This is a genomic window from Salinispora vitiensis (assembly GCF_000378825.1).
Classification (GTDB): Bacteria; Actinomycetota; Actinomycetes; order Mycobacteriales; family Micromonosporaceae; genus Micromonospora; species Micromonospora vitiensis.
Map to the genome: position 1 here is coordinate 4,771,103 of NZ_KB900388.1, position 14,609 is coordinate 4,785,711.

14 protein-coding genes and 3 tRNA genes are annotated in these 14,609 nt (G+C 71.7%); 11 read left to right on the forward strand and 6 right to left on the reverse strand.

Translation table 11 applies throughout. From position 1 onward, the window contains the following. Nucleotides 1–125 precede the first annotated feature (125 nt). Complete coding sequence (locus SALPAC2_RS0122595) at nt 126–629, forward strand: hypothetical protein (protein ID WP_026185035.1); 504 nt, start codon at nt 126–128, stop codon at nt 627–629. Nucleotides 630–665: 36 nt separating this feature from the next. On the opposite strand, the gene SALPAC2_RS0122600 is transcribed toward SALPAC2_RS0122595, so the two are convergent. After that, nucleotides 666–2,003, reverse strand: a complete 1,338-nt coding sequence (locus SALPAC2_RS0122600) for a hypothetical protein (protein ID WP_026185036.1) — start codon at nt 2,001–2,003, stop codon at nt 666–668. A gap of 164 nt (nt 2,004–2,167) precedes the next feature. Here SALPAC2_RS0122600 and SALPAC2_RS0122605 point away from each other — a divergent pair, with 164 nt between their 5' ends. The 4 genes from SALPAC2_RS0122605 (at nt 2,168) to SALPAC2_RS0122620 (ending at nt 3,662) form a co-directional block, all read left to right on the forward strand. Then, nucleotides 2,168–2,971 (forward strand): fumarylacetoacetate hydrolase family protein, encoded by an 804-nt coding sequence (locus tag SALPAC2_RS0122605; RefSeq protein ID WP_080636981.1) that lies wholly within the window; start codon nt 2,168–2,170, stop codon nt 2,969–2,971. A gap of 102 nt (nt 2,972–3,073) precedes the next feature. Then, a tRNA-Gln gene (locus SALPAC2_RS0122610) sits at nt 3,074–3,145 on the forward strand. A gap of 102 nt (nt 3,146–3,247) precedes the next feature. Beyond that, a tRNA-Glu gene (locus SALPAC2_RS0122615) sits at nt 3,248–3,320 on the forward strand. A 269-nt stretch (nt 3,321–3,589) separates the two neighbouring features. Then, nucleotides 3,590–3,662, forward strand: a tRNA-Glu gene (locus SALPAC2_RS0122620). A gap of 68 nt (nt 3,663–3,730) precedes the next feature. Here SALPAC2_RS0122620 and SALPAC2_RS0122625 read toward each other — a convergent pair. Beyond that, a complete protein-coding gene (locus SALPAC2_RS0122625) occupies nt 3,731–4,417 on the reverse strand; it encodes an IclR family transcriptional regulator (RefSeq protein WP_018218902.1) in 687 nt (228 codons plus the stop codon). A gap of 49 nt (nt 4,418–4,466) precedes the next feature. Here SALPAC2_RS0122625 and leuC point away from each other — a divergent pair, with 49 nt between their 5' ends. The 3 genes from leuC (at nt 4,467) to SALPAC2_RS26590 (ending at nt 7,429) form a co-directional block, all read left to right on the forward strand. Next, nucleotides 4,467–5,912 (forward strand): 3-isopropylmalate dehydratase large subunit, encoded by a 1,446-nt coding sequence (leuC, locus tag SALPAC2_RS0122630; RefSeq protein WP_018218903.1) that lies wholly within the window; start codon nt 4,467–4,469, stop codon nt 5,910–5,912. A gap of 15 nt (nt 5,913–5,927) precedes the next feature. Next, nucleotides 5,928–6,515: a 3-isopropylmalate dehydratase small subunit gene (leuD, locus tag SALPAC2_RS0122635; RefSeq protein WP_018218904.1), complete on the forward strand. Its 588-nt coding sequence runs from the start codon at nt 5,928–5,930 to the stop codon at nt 6,513–6,515. Between the two features lie 173 nt (nt 6,516–6,688). Then, nucleotides 6,689–7,429, forward strand: a complete 741-nt coding sequence (locus tag SALPAC2_RS26590) for an HU family DNA-binding protein (protein WP_018218905.1) — start codon at nt 6,689–6,691, stop codon at nt 7,427–7,429. Between the two features lie 49 nt (nt 7,430–7,478). On the opposite strand, the gene SALPAC2_RS0122645 is transcribed toward SALPAC2_RS26590, so the two are convergent. From SALPAC2_RS0122645 to cofC, 4 genes are read right to left on the reverse strand one after another with little or no spacing between them, the layout of a single operon-like run. Then, nucleotides 7,479–8,348, reverse strand: a complete 870-nt coding sequence (locus tag SALPAC2_RS0122645; RefSeq protein ID WP_026185037.1) for a bifunctional NUDIX hydrolase/histidine phosphatase family protein — start codon at nt 8,346–8,348, stop codon at nt 7,479–7,481. Nucleotides 8,349–8,352: 4 nt separating this feature from the next. Beyond that, nucleotides 8,353–10,686: an RNA degradosome polyphosphate kinase gene (locus tag SALPAC2_RS0122650; RefSeq protein ID WP_018218907.1), complete on the reverse strand. Its 2,334-nt coding sequence runs from the start codon at nt 10,684–10,686 to the stop codon at nt 8,353–8,355. Between the two features lie 53 nt (nt 10,687–10,739). After that, complete coding sequence (locus SALPAC2_RS27640; RefSeq protein WP_018740399.1) at nt 10,740–10,937, reverse strand: hypothetical protein; 198 nt, start codon at nt 10,935–10,937, stop codon at nt 10,740–10,742. Nucleotides 10,938–10,947: 10 nt separating this feature from the next. Beyond that, the gene (gene cofC / locus SALPAC2_RS0122660; RefSeq protein ID WP_026185038.1) at nt 10,948–11,592 is read right to left on the reverse strand and encodes a 2-phospho-L-lactate guanylyltransferase; all 645 of its coding nucleotides are present in this window, start codon (nt 11,590–11,592) and stop codon (nt 10,948–10,950) included. A gap of 137 nt (nt 11,593–11,729) precedes the next feature. Here cofC and SALPAC2_RS0122665 point away from each other — a divergent pair, with 137 nt between their 5' ends. Genes SALPAC2_RS0122665 through SALPAC2_RS0122675 form a run of 3 tightly spaced genes read left to right on the forward strand, consistent with a single transcriptional unit; the run spans nt 11,730 to nt 14,570 of the window. Beyond that, entirely contained in the window at nt 11,730–12,455 is a 726-nt protein-coding gene (locus SALPAC2_RS0122665) for a lysophospholipid acyltransferase family protein (RefSeq protein WP_018218910.1), read from the forward strand. Beyond that, nucleotides 12,452–13,450, forward strand: a complete 999-nt coding sequence (locus SALPAC2_RS0122670) for an NAD(P)H-dependent glycerol-3-phosphate dehydrogenase (protein WP_018218911.1) — start codon at nt 12,452–12,454, stop codon at nt 13,448–13,450. Before SALPAC2_RS0122665 ends, SALPAC2_RS0122670 begins: the two co-directional genes overlap by 4 nt. 4 nt (nt 13,451–13,454) lie before the next feature. Further along, entirely contained in the window at nt 13,455–14,570 is a 1,116-nt protein-coding gene (locus SALPAC2_RS0122675) for a cystathionine gamma-lyase (protein WP_018218912.1), read from the forward strand. Nucleotides 14,571–14,609 lie beyond the last annotated feature (39 nt).

The window sequence follows — 14,609 nt, forward strand, 5'->3', positions numbered from 1 at the left end:
ACGTCAGCCCGGGACCGGTCGGCAGGCGGTCCCCAAGAAGTGCGAGAAAGGGCAGACACCGGCCCTTCGGGTGCCGACCTTTCTATGCTCGATCGATGGCGAGTCGGTAAGGGGGCCAGCGTGCGATGGTAGCGCGAAATGCTTACGTGGCGACGGTTCGGCAACGGCTGGTGGCCGACGGCTGCGCGGTGACCGATGAGTGCCTCGGCGCCTCGCCGGTCGTGGTCGGCTACCGGTCCCAGGTTCGGCTGCTGGCCAGGATCCACGTCTTCACGGTCGTCGCGAAGATGGACCGGGTGCAGGAGCGCGATCTGCGGACCTTCGTTGATGACGTGGTGCGGCTCGGACTGGACCGCAAGGGCCAGTGGCGCGGCGTGCAGTCGGGCGTCCTCGTGCTGCCGGTCCTGGTCACGGAGGCCGCCGACCCCGCGGCGACGGCGTTGACCCAGCAGGCGTACCGGCTGAATCTGTCCGGCTTCGGGGCGATGGCCCAGCCGGCCGTCGTGGATGTCCGGGCCGGCCGGGTCTGGACCTTCCGGGGGACCCGGATCTGGGGTTACGCCTACAATTCGTTGATCAAGAAGAAGTACCAGACGTACCTGCCGGAGCCATCGGCTGCGGCCAGCTGAACGGCCCGAACGTCACGACCGTGGGCCGCGCCGGCGTCAGGGCACGTCCACCCGAACGCCAGCGGAGAACACCCCACTGCGTAGCTCGAGTTGGGTCGGTGGTTGCTGGCCGGGCACCCGGAAGACCAGCGGGAGGACCATTCGGCTGCCGCCGGCCAGTGGCTTGGCGAACACGTCCCGGCCCTGGTTCACCCGACGGGTCGCCGGCTCGTCGGTGTTGACGAAGTTGCCGTCGGCGAGGTAGGCCCGCTGGAGTTGACCGTGCCAGCTCTGCTGTTCCGGGGTGCGGTTGTGGACCCCGACGGTCGCGGCGCAGGTGTGTGCCGCCGAGGCCCGCTGGCAGCTGATCCGGTAGACAGTGAACTCGAACGCGGCCTCGCGGAGCGGCTCCCCGACCGCGCCCGCGGCCGCGGTGCCGATCCAGGCGCCGCTGCTGGGATTGGAGTCGGTGTCGACGGCGGCGGCCTTCCGGGTGGCTGTCCAGGCCGCTGCGCCCCCGGTGCCGACCAGCACCACCGCGGCGACCGGGATGAGCAGCCAGGTCGAGGGCCGCCGGCGGCGTGCCGGAGCGGTCGGTGCCGCCGGTCGCGGATAGATACTTCCGCGACTTTCCGGGTCCGGCAGCGGGACCTGCGTTGGGCGCCGCCGCCGCTGCCAGGTCCACCAGCCGCCGACAGCGAGCGCGGCGAGCCCACCGAAGCCGGTGAGCAGTGCGGCCGGCCGCTGCCACAGCGGTGGTTCCGGCTCGGCCGCCGCCGGCGTTGACCCGGACTGCCAGGTCGCGGTCGCGCAGTCGTACGGGCGTTCGCCGTCGGCGGCGAAGGCGCAGGCGGGCGCCGTCAGGGGCGCACCCGCTGGCGCGGAGAGCTCGGTACGGAGCGTGGTGGTGCTGCGGGCGGGCAGCCGCAGGTCCCAGGTGACCTCTGTTCCGGCCGTACCGCCGTGGTGGCTGGGACGGCCGCCGTCGGTGATCGAGGTCGCCGAGGTGCCCGGCGGGAGCTCCTGCCGGACGGTGGTGGAGATCGGGCGGTTCCCGTCGTTGCGGACCTGGATCCGGTACTTCGGCGCGGCGGTGTTCTCCGACGCGACCTGTACGGTGACCGGCGGCTTCGGTGGTGGGACCGCCGCCCGGGTCGGGACCGGCAGCGCCGGCGGCGCGGATGGCCGGTCCGGCCCCGCGGAGGGCTCCGCGGACGGCTGGCCGGCCGGCGCCGTGGCTGCCGCGGCCGGGGCCGGCGGTCGGGCGACCGGCGGCTGTGCGGCGACCGGCGGCTGTGCGGCGGCCGGGCCGGGTAGCGCCGGCACGGCGGCGAGGATGCCGAGGCAGTAGATGAACACTGCGAGGGCCCTGTGGTGTCGTGTCGATGCAGGCATACGAACGAACCTCCGGAGCCGACGTTAGGGCGGTGTCACGCCGGGCGGTAAGAAGTGGCGAAGCCGGCCCCCGGCGGGTGCTGATGGCGTAGGGTGCGCGGCGCGCCACGCGGCATCCGACCTGCGGCTGCGCCCGTGCACCGGGACGGGGATAGATTGTTCCGGTGCGTATCGCTCGTTTCGCTCATACCAAGGGAATGTCGTTCGGAGTTGTGGAGGGGGAGCCGGAGGCGGGTCCGCAGGGGCTGACCATCGCCGAGGTCGAGGGGCATCCGTTCGGACGGATCACCTTCTCCGGCGCCCGGTGGGCCCTCTCTGACGTCCGTCTGCTCTCGCCGATCCTGCCGAGCAAAGTCGTCTGCGTCGGCCGTAACTACGCCGAGCACGCGGCGGAGCACGGCGCCGAGGTGCCCCAGGAACCGTTGCTCTTTCTCAAGCCGTCCACCTCGGTGATCGGGCCGCGAGACGCGATCCGGCTGCCGGCGCTGTCGAAGCAGGTCGAGCACGAGGCCGAGTTGGCCGTGGTGATCGGAGCACCCGGTGCCCGGCGGGCCGATCGGGCCGCCGCCGCCCGCGCGGTCTTCGGCTACACCTGCGCCAACGATGTCACCGCGCGGGACCTGCAGCGGGCGGACGGGCAGTGGACCCGGGCCAAGGGCTTCGACTCGTTCTGCCCGATCGGTCCCTGGATCACCACCGGCCTTGACGTCGCCGATCTGGAGATCCGGTGTGAGGTGGGTCGCGATCCGGAGGAGATGGAGGTCCGCCAGCTGGGCCGGACCCGGGACATGGTCTTCGACGTGCCGGCCCTGGTGTCGTACGTCTCACATGTGATGACGCTGCTTCCCGGTGATGTGATCCTGACCGGCACGCCGGCCGGGGTTAGTCCGCTCGCGGACGGGGATACGGTCACCGTACGGATCGAGGGGGTCGGTGAGCTGACCAACCCGGTGCTGCCGGCCAGCTGATCCGGTGCGAGGTTTCTGCAGCTCAAGGACGTTCTGTCGGGGGCGATTTGGCCCTGCGGCGGGGGGAGGGTAATGTTTGTGCCCGGCGCTGCGAGGCGCCGATGGGGTATGGGGTAATTGGCAGCCCGACTGATTCTGGTTCAGTTAGTCTAGGTTCGAGTCCTGGTACCCCAGCGCTGTCTCGGCTCGGTTGAGTCGTTACCGCTGGTTTGCAGCGGAGGTTTTCGCCTCCGGTGTAATGCTTCCCACCCAAGCGGGTGGGAAGCATTAGGTTCTGGCCCCGTCGTCTAGCGGCCCAGGACGCCGCCCTCTCAAGGCGGTAGCGCCGGTTCGAATCCGGTCGGGGCTACAGAAGCGGTGTGAGCCCGTCCCGTTGTCGGGGCGGGCTTTTCCGTTTTCCAACCGGGTTGACTGATTCCCCTCGGACCGGGTTCGTCCCAGTGTCCCGGACCGGTCTTCGTCCCGTTCCGGGGTGTGTTGCCCGGCGTGGTGCACCGTCCCATCCGGGGTGGGCCGCCCCCGGGCGTGGGTTATCCGGCCCCGGGCGTGGGTGGTCCGGCCGGTGCCGGTAGACTATCTCCGTACCGCTCAGTTGAGTGGTCGTTTGGGAAAATTCCTGGCCCCGTCGTCTAGCGGCCCAGGACGCCGCCCTCTCAAGGCGGTAGCGCCGGTTCGAATCCGGTCGGGGCTACTCATTCGCAACAGGCCCGGCTCGCCATCGCGAGCCGGGCCTGTTGCTTCGGTTACCAGAGCGGTGGGCTACAGGCCGGAGAGCCGCTGGCCGGCTCGGACCACCGCCATCGCGTGGCGTTCGCCGGGACGGCGGCCGAGCCGTTCGATGGGGCCGCTGACGCTGACGGCGGCGATGACTCGTCCGGTGCGATCCCGGATCGGCGCGGAGACGCTCGCCACCCCCGCCTCCCGCTCCGCCACGCTCTGCGCCCAGCCGCGGCGCCGGACCTCGGCGAGCGCTCGGCCGGTGAACTTCGAGCGGGGCAGGAGCGGCATGACCGCCTCCGGTGGCTCCCAGGCCAGCAGGATCTGCGCCGCGGAGCCGGCGGTCATGGGTAGTACCGAGCCGACCGGCACGGTGTCCCGCAGGCCGCTGGCCCGCTCGGCGGCGGCGACGCAGACCCGCTCGTCGGCCCGGCGCAGGTAGAGCTGCGCGCTCTCCCCGGTGGCGTCCCGGAGCGCGCTGAGCAGGGGCTCGGCCGCGGTCAGCAGCACGTCGGGCGCGGCGTTGGCCAGCTCACCTAGGCGAGGTCCGGGGCGCCACCGTCCCTGGGTGTCGCGTACCAACATTCGGTGGATCTCCAGTGCCTGCGCCAACCGGTGTGCGGTTGCCCGGGGCAGCTTGGTGCGTTCAACGAGTTCGGCCAGGCTGGCGCCGTCCACGCAGGCGGCCAGGATGACCACCGCCTTGTCGAGAACGCCAACACCGCTCATACTGTGTCCCACAAACCGAAACCTACCTCCCAGAATTTAGGATGTCCAGATGGTGGGAGTCACTCCTGAGCCGAGGACCCTGGCCGAGAAGGTCTGGGCCTCGCACGTCGTCCGATCCGCCGAGGGCGAGCCCGACCTGCTCTTCATCGACCTGCACCTGCTCCACGAGGTGACCAGCCCGCAAGCCTTCGACGGGCTGCGCCTCGCCGGCCGCCGCGTCCGCCGCACCGATCTGACGATCGCGACCGAGGATCACAACACCCCCACCGGGTACGCGGACCCGTCGTACCAGTCCCGCCGCGGCGACCTGTTGACAATCACCGATCCCACCTCTCGGACGCAGCTCGAGACGCTGCGCCGCAACTGTGCCGAGTTCGGGGTGCGGCTGCATCCGTTGGGCGACCGGAACCAGGGAATCGTCCACGTCATCGGCCCGCAGTTGGGCCTGACCCAACCCGGGATGACGATCGTCTGCGGTGACTCGCACACCGCCACCCACGGGGCCTTCGGTGCGCTGGCCTTCGGAATCGGCACCAGTGAGGTCGAGCACGTGCTCGCCACCCAGACGCTGCCGCAGGCCCGACCGAAGACGATGGCGGTAAACGTCGTCGGTGACCTCGCGCCGGGTGTTACCGCGAAGGATCTGGTGCTCGCGCTGATCGCCCAGGTCGGTACCGGTGGTGGCCGTGGCCATGTGGTGGAGTATCGAGGCGAGGCGATCCGGAAGCTGTCCATGGAGGGGCGGATGACCGTCGCCAACATGTCCATCGAGTGGGGTGCCAAGGCGGGGCTGATCGCCCCGGACGAGACGACGTTCGACTACCTCCGGGGGAGGCCGAACGCCCCCTCCGGCGCCGACTGGGAGGCGGCGGTCGCGCACTGGCGGACGCTACCCACCGACGCGGGTGCGACGTTCGACTCCGAGGTCACCCTGGACGCGAGCCGGGTCACACCGTTCGTGACCTGGGGCACCAACCCGGGGCAAGGGGCGCCGTTGGACGCCCGGGTGCCAGACCCGGAGGAGTTCGGCACCGAGCCGGAGCGGGCCGCCGCCCGCCGGGCGTTGGAGTACATGGACCTCGCCGTGGGCACCCCGCTCCGGGACCTCACCGTTGACGTGGTCTTCGTCGGCTCCTGCACCAATGGCCGCCTCGAGGACCTGCGTGCGACTGCCGACGTGCTACGCGGGCGCCGGGTGGCCCCGGGCGTGCGGATGCTCGTCGTGCCGGGCTCCGCCGCGGTGCGGGAGAGCGCCGAGGCGGAAGGGCTGGACAAGGTCTTCGCCGAAGCCGGTGCTGAATGGCGCTTCGCGGGCTGCTCGATGTGTCTGGGGATGAACCCGGACACGCTCCGGCCGGGCCAGCGCGCCGCCTCGACCTCGAACCGTAACTTCGAGGGCCGCCAGGGCCGGGGCGGACGTACCCACCTGGTCTCCCCGCCGGTCGCCGCGGCCACCGCGGTGGCGGGCCGGCTGGCGGCCCCCGCCGATCTGTAGCAAGGGACACCGCTGATGGAGAAGTTCACCATCCACACCGGCACTGCCGTGCCACTGCGTCATTCGAATGTGGATACCGACCAGATCATTCCGGCCGTGCATTTGAAGCGGGTAACGCGAACAGGTTTCGCGGATGCCTTGTTCAGTGCCTGGCGGGAGGATCGGGCGTTCGTCCTCAACAATGAATCATATTCTGGTGCCTCGATTCTTGTTGCTGGTCCCGAGTTTGGCACCGGCTCGTCCCGGGAGCATGCCGTCTGGGCCTTGCGGGACTGGGGCTTCCGGGTCGTGCTGTCCCCGCGCTTCGGCGACATCTTCCGGGGCAACGCGCTCAAGGGCGGGCTGCTGCCGGTCGAGTTGGAATTGGACGTGGTCGAAGAGATCTGGGATCGCGTCGAGGCCGATCCGCGCACGCCGATCACCGTCGACCTCGCCGCCCGCCGGGTCCAGGTCGCGGATGCGACCTGGGCGTTCCCGCTGGACGAGTTCAGCCGCTGGCGGCTGATGGAGGGTATGGACGACATTGGACTCACGCTTCGGCACGAACCCCTGATCGGTGCCTTCGAGGCGTCTCGGCGGCCGTTCCTACCGACCATCACATAGCCGCCCGCCCCGCCCCGCGAGGGAAAGTCGCCCCCACCGGCGTCGCTGGTGGGGGCGAATCTGTTGCGACACAAGGGTCTTTTTCTGTCGAATGTTTGTGTAGCGCCAGCACAGGGCATAACGTGCGCGCAGAATGGCTCGCGTCGAGTCAGTTGCACAATCGGGAGGAAGTCGTGAACAAGGCCGAGCTAATCGAGACGCTCGCCGTTCGCCTGGGGGACCGGAAGACGGCGACGGCCGCGCTCGACGCGGTCCTCACTGAGGTCCAGGCGGCGGTTACCAAGGGTGAGAAGGTATCGATCACCGGCTTCGGAGCGTTCGAGAAGCGTGTCCGGGGCGCCCGAACAGCGCGCAATCCACGGACCGGCGAGGCGGTGAAGGTCAAGAAGACCTCCGTCCCGACGTTCCGCCCGGGTACCGGGTTCAAGGAGATGGTGGCCAGCGGCAAGGCGCCGAAGGCCACAGCGGCGAAGAAGACCACCGCCGCCAAGGCGGCCGGGGCCAGAACCACTGGCGCCGCGGCCAAGAAGACCACCGCGGCGAAGGCGACGAAGACCACCGCCGCCAAGAAGACGACTGCCGCGAAGGCCACCGCGGCGAAGAAGACCGCCGCGGCCAAGGCCACTCCGGCGAAGCGCGCCAGCGCGGCCAAGGCCACTCCGGCGAAGAAGACCGCGGCGAAGAAGACCGCCGCGGTCAAGGCCACTCCGGCGAAGAGGACCGCGGCGAAGCGGACCGCTGCGGCCAAGACCGCTCCGGCGAAGCGCGCCACCGCGACGAGGGCCACCGTGGCGCGGAAGTCCGCGACGAAGAAGGCGGCGCCCGCCACGAAGTCCACGGCGGCCCGGAAGAGCGCGGCGGCCACGAAGGCCACCGCACGGAAGGCGCCGGCGAAGCGGGCGACCACGCGCTGAGCCGGCACCATCGGGGGCGTCCACCAACACGGTGGGCGCCCCCGATGCGCTACAAGGGGTCGGGAGCGAGGAGAGTCGCGCCGGCGAAGGCGAGCAGCCAACCGCCGGTGTGCGAGGTGGTGAGGTCCACGCAGCGGCCGGAGAGGCGCTCCAGCGCCCCCGAAATGACCGGGCGCTGGCTACACACCACCGCCGACGTAGCGGCGGTGCCGAAGGCGGCTAGGCGGGCGGCAGCGGCCAACGCGCACTCGTCCTGGCTCTGGCCCGCCCGCGGCTCGTCCAGTTCTTCCGTTACCTCAACGGGCAGGTCGAGCAGGTCCGCCACCGGGCCGAGGGTCTGGACGCAGCACCGGGCCGACGCGGCGAGCAGGCGTACCGGCGCCACCACGGCCACCAGCGGCGCGAGCCGTCGGGCCTGGGCCCAGCCGGCAACGGAGAGCGGCCGGCCGCTCCGGGACCCCGCCCAACTGCTCCGCCCAACCGTGTGCGCCGGCCGCACCAGCATGACCGTCGCGGTCACCGGTGGCAGGGCCGCGAACGCGCGGACCACCGCCGCGTCGTGTGGGTAACTGACCAGCTGCACCGCTTGGTCCACTGGGAGCCAGTGCACCTCGTCAACCTCGTTGTCGGCCGGAAGGCCACCGGGCGCGACCGCCCGCATCGACCAGTAGTCGACCACCTTCGGCCGGCCCTGGCTGCGGTAGCGCACGCTCGGCAGCCGGGCCTGCGGCACTGCCGGTACGCCGGTCTCCTCGGCGACCTCCCGGAGGGCGGCGCGGAGCGGGTGCTCGCCCGGCTCGAGCTTTCCCTTCGGCAGCGACCAGTCGCCGTAGCGGGGGCGGTGCACCAGGCAGACCTCGATACCGCCCTCGCCCGGCCGCCAGAGGACACCGCCGGCCGACCGGATCCCGCTCACCATCCGGTCAGCGTACGGCCGTGCCGGCAACTCGGCGTAGCAGCAACTCCTGCAGGTGTGCCCGGGGGGCGTCCCCGGTGCCCACGCGCCGGTGCCAGCTGCCCTCCGCGTCCAGCTCGAACGCCTCCACGTCGGGGCTGAACGCGGCGGTCAGCACGTGATCCAGCTCGGCCCGGGCCACCGGGTCATTGACCCGCACCAGGGCTTCGACCCGCCGGTCCAGGTTGCGGTGCATCAGATCGGCCGAGCCCATCCAGAACTCGGCGTCGCCGTCGTTGCCGAACCGGAAGACCCGCGAATGCTCCAGGAACCGGCCGAGGACCGATCGGACCCGGATGTTCTCCGACAGGCCCGGAACGCCGGGGCGGAGCGTGCACATGCCCCGAATCAGCAGGTCGACGTGGACGCCGGCCTGGGAGGCCCGGTAGAGCGCGTCGGTTATCTCCTCGTCGACCAGCGAGTTCACCTTGAACTGGACCAGTCCCGACTGGCCGAGCCGAACGTTGGCGACCTCCCGCTCGATCCGCTCGACCAGGCCGCTACGGATTCCCTGCGGCGCCACCAGCAGCTGCCGGTACGTCGTCTGCCGGCTGTAGCCGGTCAGCACGTTGAACAGGTCGGTCAGGTCGGCACCGACCTCCGGGTCGGCGGTGAGTAGACCGAAGTCCTCGTAGAGCCGGGCGGTCTTGGGATGGTAGTTGCCGGTGCCGATATGGCAGTAGCGGCGGATCTGGTTGCCCTCCTGCCGGACCACCAGTGCCGTCTTGCAGTGCGTCTTGAGGCCCACCAGGCCGTAGACGACGTGGCAGCCGGCGCGCTCGAGCGTCCGCGCCCAGCCGATGTTGGCGATCTCGTCGAAGCGGGCCTTCAACTCGACCAGCACCACCACCTGCTTGCCGGCCTCCGCCGCGTCCACCAAGGCGTCCACGATGGGGGAGTCGCCGCTGGTGCGGTAGAGGGTCTGCTTGATGGCCAGCACGTTCGGATCGGCGGCGGCCTGCTCGACGAAGCGCTGCACGCTGGTGGCGAAGGAGCGGTACGGGTGGTGTACCAGCACGTCACCGTCGCGCAGGGTGGCGAAGACACTGCGTGGCACCTCGCCCTCGGCGAGCCGTGGGTGGGTGGCCGGCACGAACGGCGGATCCTTCAGGTCCGGCCGATCCGCCTCGCCGTAGAGCTGCCACAGCGCCGACAGGTCGAGCAGTCCGTTGACCCGCTGGACGTCCTGGATATCCATGTCCAGTTCGCGGACGAGGAGCTCCAACATGTGCTCGGAGATCGAGGCGGCCACCTCCAGGCGTACCGATGGGCCGAACCGACGCCGGGCGAGTTCCCGTTCGAGGGCCTGCAACAGGTCCTCGTCCCGGTCCTCGTCAACCTCCACCTCGGCGTTGCGGGTCACCCGGAACAGGTGGCACTCCACCACCTGCATCCCGGAGAAGAGCTGGCCCAGGTGCACCGAGATCAGATCCTCCACCGGCAGCACCTGGAGGCCGGGCTGGTCGCGGTGGACGCGGACGAACCGGGGCACGTTGTTGGGCACCTTGACCCGCGCGAACAGCTCCGGTCCGCCGTCCGGGGCGCAGACGGAGACCGCCAGGTTGAGGGAACGCCCGGAGATGTACGGGAACGGGTGAGCCGGGTCAACCGCGAGCGGGGTGAGTACGGGAAAGATGTGCTCACCGAAGTAGGTGCACAACCGGGTCTGCTCGGCGTCGGTCAGCTCACCCCAGCGGAGGATGTGCAGGCCGGTGGCGGCCAGCTTCGGCAGGAGGTCGTCGACGAAGCAGGCAGCCTGCCGGGAAACCAGGGTGGCGGTCTTCTCCGCGATCAGCTCGAGTTGGGTGCGCAGCGGCATCCGGTCGCCACCGCGGACCGGCAGCCCCGCGGAGAGCCGTCGCTTCAGGCCGGCGACCCGCACCATGTAGAACTCGTCGAGGTTGCTGGCGAAGATGGCGAGAAACTTCGCCCGTTCCAGCAGCGGGGTGCGCGGGTCCTCGGCGAGCGCGAGGACCCGCGCATTGAAGTCCAGCCAGGAGAGCTCGCGGTTGAGGAACCGGTCGTCGGGCAGTGGTTGCGCGGCGGGCGGTTCGACGGGCAGCGCCGGCTGGTCCGGCACCGGGTCGAGTACTTCCTCCAGACCGGCTGCGCCGTCGGCCGGTTCGGCGCCCGTCGGCTCGGCCGGTTCGGCGCTGGTCGGCTCGGCCGGATAGTCGGCGGTATCGGTGCCCCGGGCGGACAGGAAGCGGCCGTTGGCCCCGCGGGGGCGGGACCCGTTGTGGGATGGAACCGCCGGTTGGCCGGCGGCGGAGTCAGCGGGGTGCTCGCCAGGGGTGCTCACCCGCCCATCTTGACCTGAGCCCGGTTAACGCCAAATGAACTTGGTCGGGTTGCTCAGCTCATCGTCGGCAACGTCACGCGAATCACCGTTCCCGCCCCGTCGGTCTCCACCCGCAGCCGTTGGCCGAGGCGGAGCAGCCGCAGGCCGGAGGCGTCGAAGGCCGGCGCCGGAAACGCCAGCTCGGTGCCGTCGTCGAGGAGGAGCACGCCGCTGCGGGTCGTCGCGTCATAGGTGGCCACCGTGCCCTGCATGACCGGCACGCTACACCGGCCGGCCAGCCGTGGGGACGGCCGTGCCGCACAACGACGCGGTGTGCGCCCCCAGCCCGAGCCGGGTGGCCGCGGCCAGGTCGGCGGCGGTGTCGACATCCCGGCGCAGGCTCGGCCCGGCGTCGAGCAGGGGAAGCGCACCACTGGCCGCGTGCGCGGCCGCGGAGCCGCCCCCGAAGCGGGGATCCAGCGGTACGCCGGGCGGCGCGGCCAGCAGCACGGTGCCGGTGCCGGGGGCGTCGGGTACGTACCGGCGGGTCGTGGGGCCGGACCGCGCCGCCGACAGGGCGGCCGCCAGCTCGACCGGGCGTAGCGCGGGCAGGTCCGCGGTGAGGCCCGCGACCCAGCCGACCCCGGCGACTGCCGCGCCGTACCGGAAGGCGGGGTTGAGCCCGGCGGTGGGGTGGTCGGGCACCACCCGGGCGCCGGCCGCCCCGGCCGCCGCCGTCACCGCCGGATCGTCCGTCACCACCACCACCCCGGCGACCACCGGACAGGCCCGTACCGCCTCGATCGTGTCGACCGCCAACGCCAGCGCCAACGCCTCGTGGGGCTGGCCGGGCAGCGCGCCGCGGAGCCGGCTCTTCGCCGCGTCCAGCCGCTTCACCGGCACCACTACGGTCCACACCTGGGTCACCCCGCCATCCTGCCAGCCCGGTGCCGGTACGCTCACTGGCCGGACCCGGGGCGAGCAGGCATGATTTCACCTCGCGGGCGTTGAACCCGGTGGGGTGTACCGGCGGGCCGGACGGTGGCGGTAGAAGGAGGCGTTGGGTGGCGCGGCGCAGGAGCGGGTTCTGGCCACGGTTCGCTGTGGTGCTGATCAAATCCGTGATGACGATCTGGACGCGGCGGAGTTGGCGCGGCATGGAACACCTCCGTCGTTCCGGCGGGATGATCCTCGTGCCGAACCACATCTCGCACGCTGACCCGCTGGTCGCCGCGCACTTCATCTACGACTCCGGACGTTGGCCGCGCTTCCTCGGCAAGGCCAGCTTGTTCCGAATTCCGCTGGTCGGCGGGATCCTGCGCCGCTGCTGGCAGATCCCGGTCGAGCGCGGCACCACGGCCGCGGTGCAGTCGTTGGACCGCCTGGTCGAGGTGGTGAACAGCGGCGGTGCGGTGGTGATCTACCCGGAGGGGACCACAACCCGGGAACCCGAGCTGTGGCCGATGAAGGCCAAGACCGGAGCGGCGCGGCTCGCCCTGGCCACTGGCGCCCCGGTCATTCCGGTGGCGATGTGGGGGCCCGAGCGGATGTTCGATCCCCGGACCTCCCGGCTGAACCCGCGTCCCCGAATTCCGGTGACCGTCGTCGCCGGGCCCCCGGTCGACCTGGACCGGTGGGCCGGCGTCCCTCCGACGAAGGCGGTGCTTGAGGAGATGACCGAGGTCATCATGCTGCGTCTGCGCGATCTGCTGGCCGAGATCCGGCAGGCCGACCCGCCGGCGCTCTGGGAACGCCCCCGCCGCCCCGAACGCCCGGGAGCGGCGACATGAGCGGGCACGTCGCCGTGTTGGGGGCCGGGTCCTGGGGGACAGCCTTCGCCAAGATCCTCGGTGACGCGGGCCGGGAGGTCACCCTCTGGGCCCGACGACAGTCGGTCGTGGCGGCGCTGCGGGCCGAGCGGAGTAATCCGGAGTACCTGCCGGGTCTGGTCCTGCCAGAGCGGGTGACGGCCACCGGTGACGCCGGGGAGGCGATCACGGGTGCTGAGCTGGTGGTGCTGGCGGTCCCGTCGCAGACGCTGCGCGGCAATCTCGCCGAGTGGCTCCCGTACCTGCACGGCGACGCCACCCTGGTCTCCCTGATGAAGGGGATCGAACTCGGCACCACCAAGCGGATGAGCGAGGTGGTCATGGAGACGGCCCGCGTCCCCGCCGACCGGGTGGTCGTGGTCTCCGGGCCGAACCTGGCGCCCGAGATCGTCGCCGAGCAGCCCGCCGCCACGGTGGTCGCCTGCCCCGACGTGGACCGGGCCACCCTCGTGCAGCGGTCGATCACCACCCCGTACTTCCGCCCGTACACCAACGACGACGTGATCGGCTGCGAGCTGGGGGGCGCGGTCAAGAACGTCATCGCTCTCGCCTACGGGATCGCGACCGCGATGGGCTTCGGCCACAACACCCGGGCGATGCTGGTCACCCGCGGGCTGGCCGAGACCGCCCGGCTCGGGGTGGCGCTCGGCGCCGACCCGCTCACCTTCGCCGGCCTCGCCGGCATGGGTGATCTGGTGGCGTCCTGCTCCTCCCCGTCGGCCCGCAACCGCACCTTCGGCGAGCACCTCGGCCGGGGGGCAACCCTGGAGGAGGCCCGGATCGCCACCCGGCAGACCGCCGAGGGGGTCAAGAGCGCGCTGGCCATCCGGGATCTGGCCCGGGCACACGAGATCGAGATGCCGATCACCGAGCAGGTCGAGCTGGTCTGCCACGAGGGCGGGGACCCGCGACGTGCGGTCGCGGCGCTGATGAGCCGTACGACGAAGCCGGAGTGAGTCGGTGCCGGGCGACAACGACGGAACCCGCTGTGTCCGCGCCGGGCTGCCGGAGCCGGTGCCCGGGGATCCGTTCCTGCCCGGCCCGGTCTTTGCCGCGCCGTACCACCTCGATCCGGAGGCCGGGCCGGCGGGCGCGCCGAACGGCTACGGTCGGACGGACAACCCGACCCGGCGGCGGCTGGAGGCGGCGATCGGTGAGCTGGAGGGGGGCGACTGCCGGGTCTTCGCCAGCGGCCAGGCGGCGATCACCGGGCTGCTGCTGAGTGTGTTGCGTTCCGGCGACACGGTGCTGCTCCCCGCCGACGGCTACTTCTCGGTGCGGGCTTTCGCCACCGAGACCCTGGCCGGCCTCGGGGTACGGGTGCTCCTCGCGCCGACCGCCGGGCCGTATCCGGAGCTCACCGGCGTACGTCTGGTGATGGTGGAGTCCCCGGCCAACCCGGGCCTGGACGTCGTGGACCTGCCCGCGTTGGCGGCGCGGGCGCGGGCGGCGGGGGCGCTGTTGGTGGTGGACAACACCACCGCCACCCCGCTCGGGCTGCGTCCGTTGGACCTCGGCGCCGACCTGGTGGTGGCCTCGGGCACGAAGGCACTCACCGGCCACTCGGACCTGCTGCTCGGGTATGTCGGCACCCGGTCGGCCGAGTTGCTCACGGCGGTGACCCGGTGGCGGGACCACACCGGTGCGGTCCCGGGCGCCTTCGACGCCTGGCTGGCGCACCGATCCCTGGCCACCCTCGACCTGCGGCTGGCCCGGCAGACCGCGAACGCCGCGGCCCTCGCCGGGTTGCTGGCGGAGCAACCGGGAGTGACCGGGCTGCGCTGGCCGGGCCGACCGGAGGACCCGGCCTACCCGGTGGCCGTGGCGCAGCTGCGCCGGATGCCGGGGGTGCTCTCGTTTGATCTCGGCGACGCCGACCGGGTCGCCCGCTTCGTCGCCGCGGCTCGGCTGGTGGCGGCGGCCACCTCGTTCGGCGGGCTGCACACCACGGCCGACCGGCGGGCCCAGTGGGGGGACGACACCCCGCCCGGCTTCGTCCGGCTCTCCTGCGGCGTCGAGGACACCGCCGACCTGGTCGCCGACGTGGCCGCCGCGCTGCGGGCCGTCAACGGCTGACCGCCGCCGGTTCCCCATGGCGGGTCACCGGCGCGGGAA

Excerpts from the sequence above, each read along its gene's own strand:
- SALPAC2_RS0122595 (WP_026185035.1), top strand. The coding sequence starts at position 126 with ATGGTAGCGCGAAATGCTTACGTGGCGACGGTTCGGCAACGGCTGGTG.
- SALPAC2_RS0122600 (WP_026185036.1), bottom strand. The coding sequence starts at position 2,003 with ATGCCTGCATCGACACGACACCACAGGGCCCTCGCAGTGTTCATCTAC.
- SALPAC2_RS0122625 (WP_018218902.1), bottom strand. The coding sequence starts at position 4,417 with ATGAGCGGTGTTGGCGTTCTCGACAAGGCGGTGGTCATCCTGGCCGCC.
- leuC (WP_018218903.1), top strand. The coding sequence starts at position 4,467 with ATGGTGGGAGTCACTCCTGAGCCGAGGACCCTGGCCGAGAAGGTCTGG.
- leuD (WP_018218904.1), top strand. The coding sequence starts at position 5,928 with ATGGAGAAGTTCACCATCCACACCGGCACTGCCGTGCCACTGCGTCAT.
- SALPAC2_RS0122645 (WP_026185037.1), bottom strand. The coding sequence starts at position 8,348 with ATGGTGAGCGGGATCCGGTCGGCCGGCGGTGTCCTCTGGCGGCCGGGC.
- SALPAC2_RS27640 (WP_018740399.1), bottom strand. The coding sequence starts at position 10,937 with ATGCAGGGCACGGTGGCCACCTATGACGCGACGACCCGCAGCGGCGTG.
- SALPAC2_RS0122670 (WP_018218911.1), top strand. The coding sequence starts at position 12,452 with ATGAGCGGGCACGTCGCCGTGTTGGGGGCCGGGTCCTGGGGGACAGCC.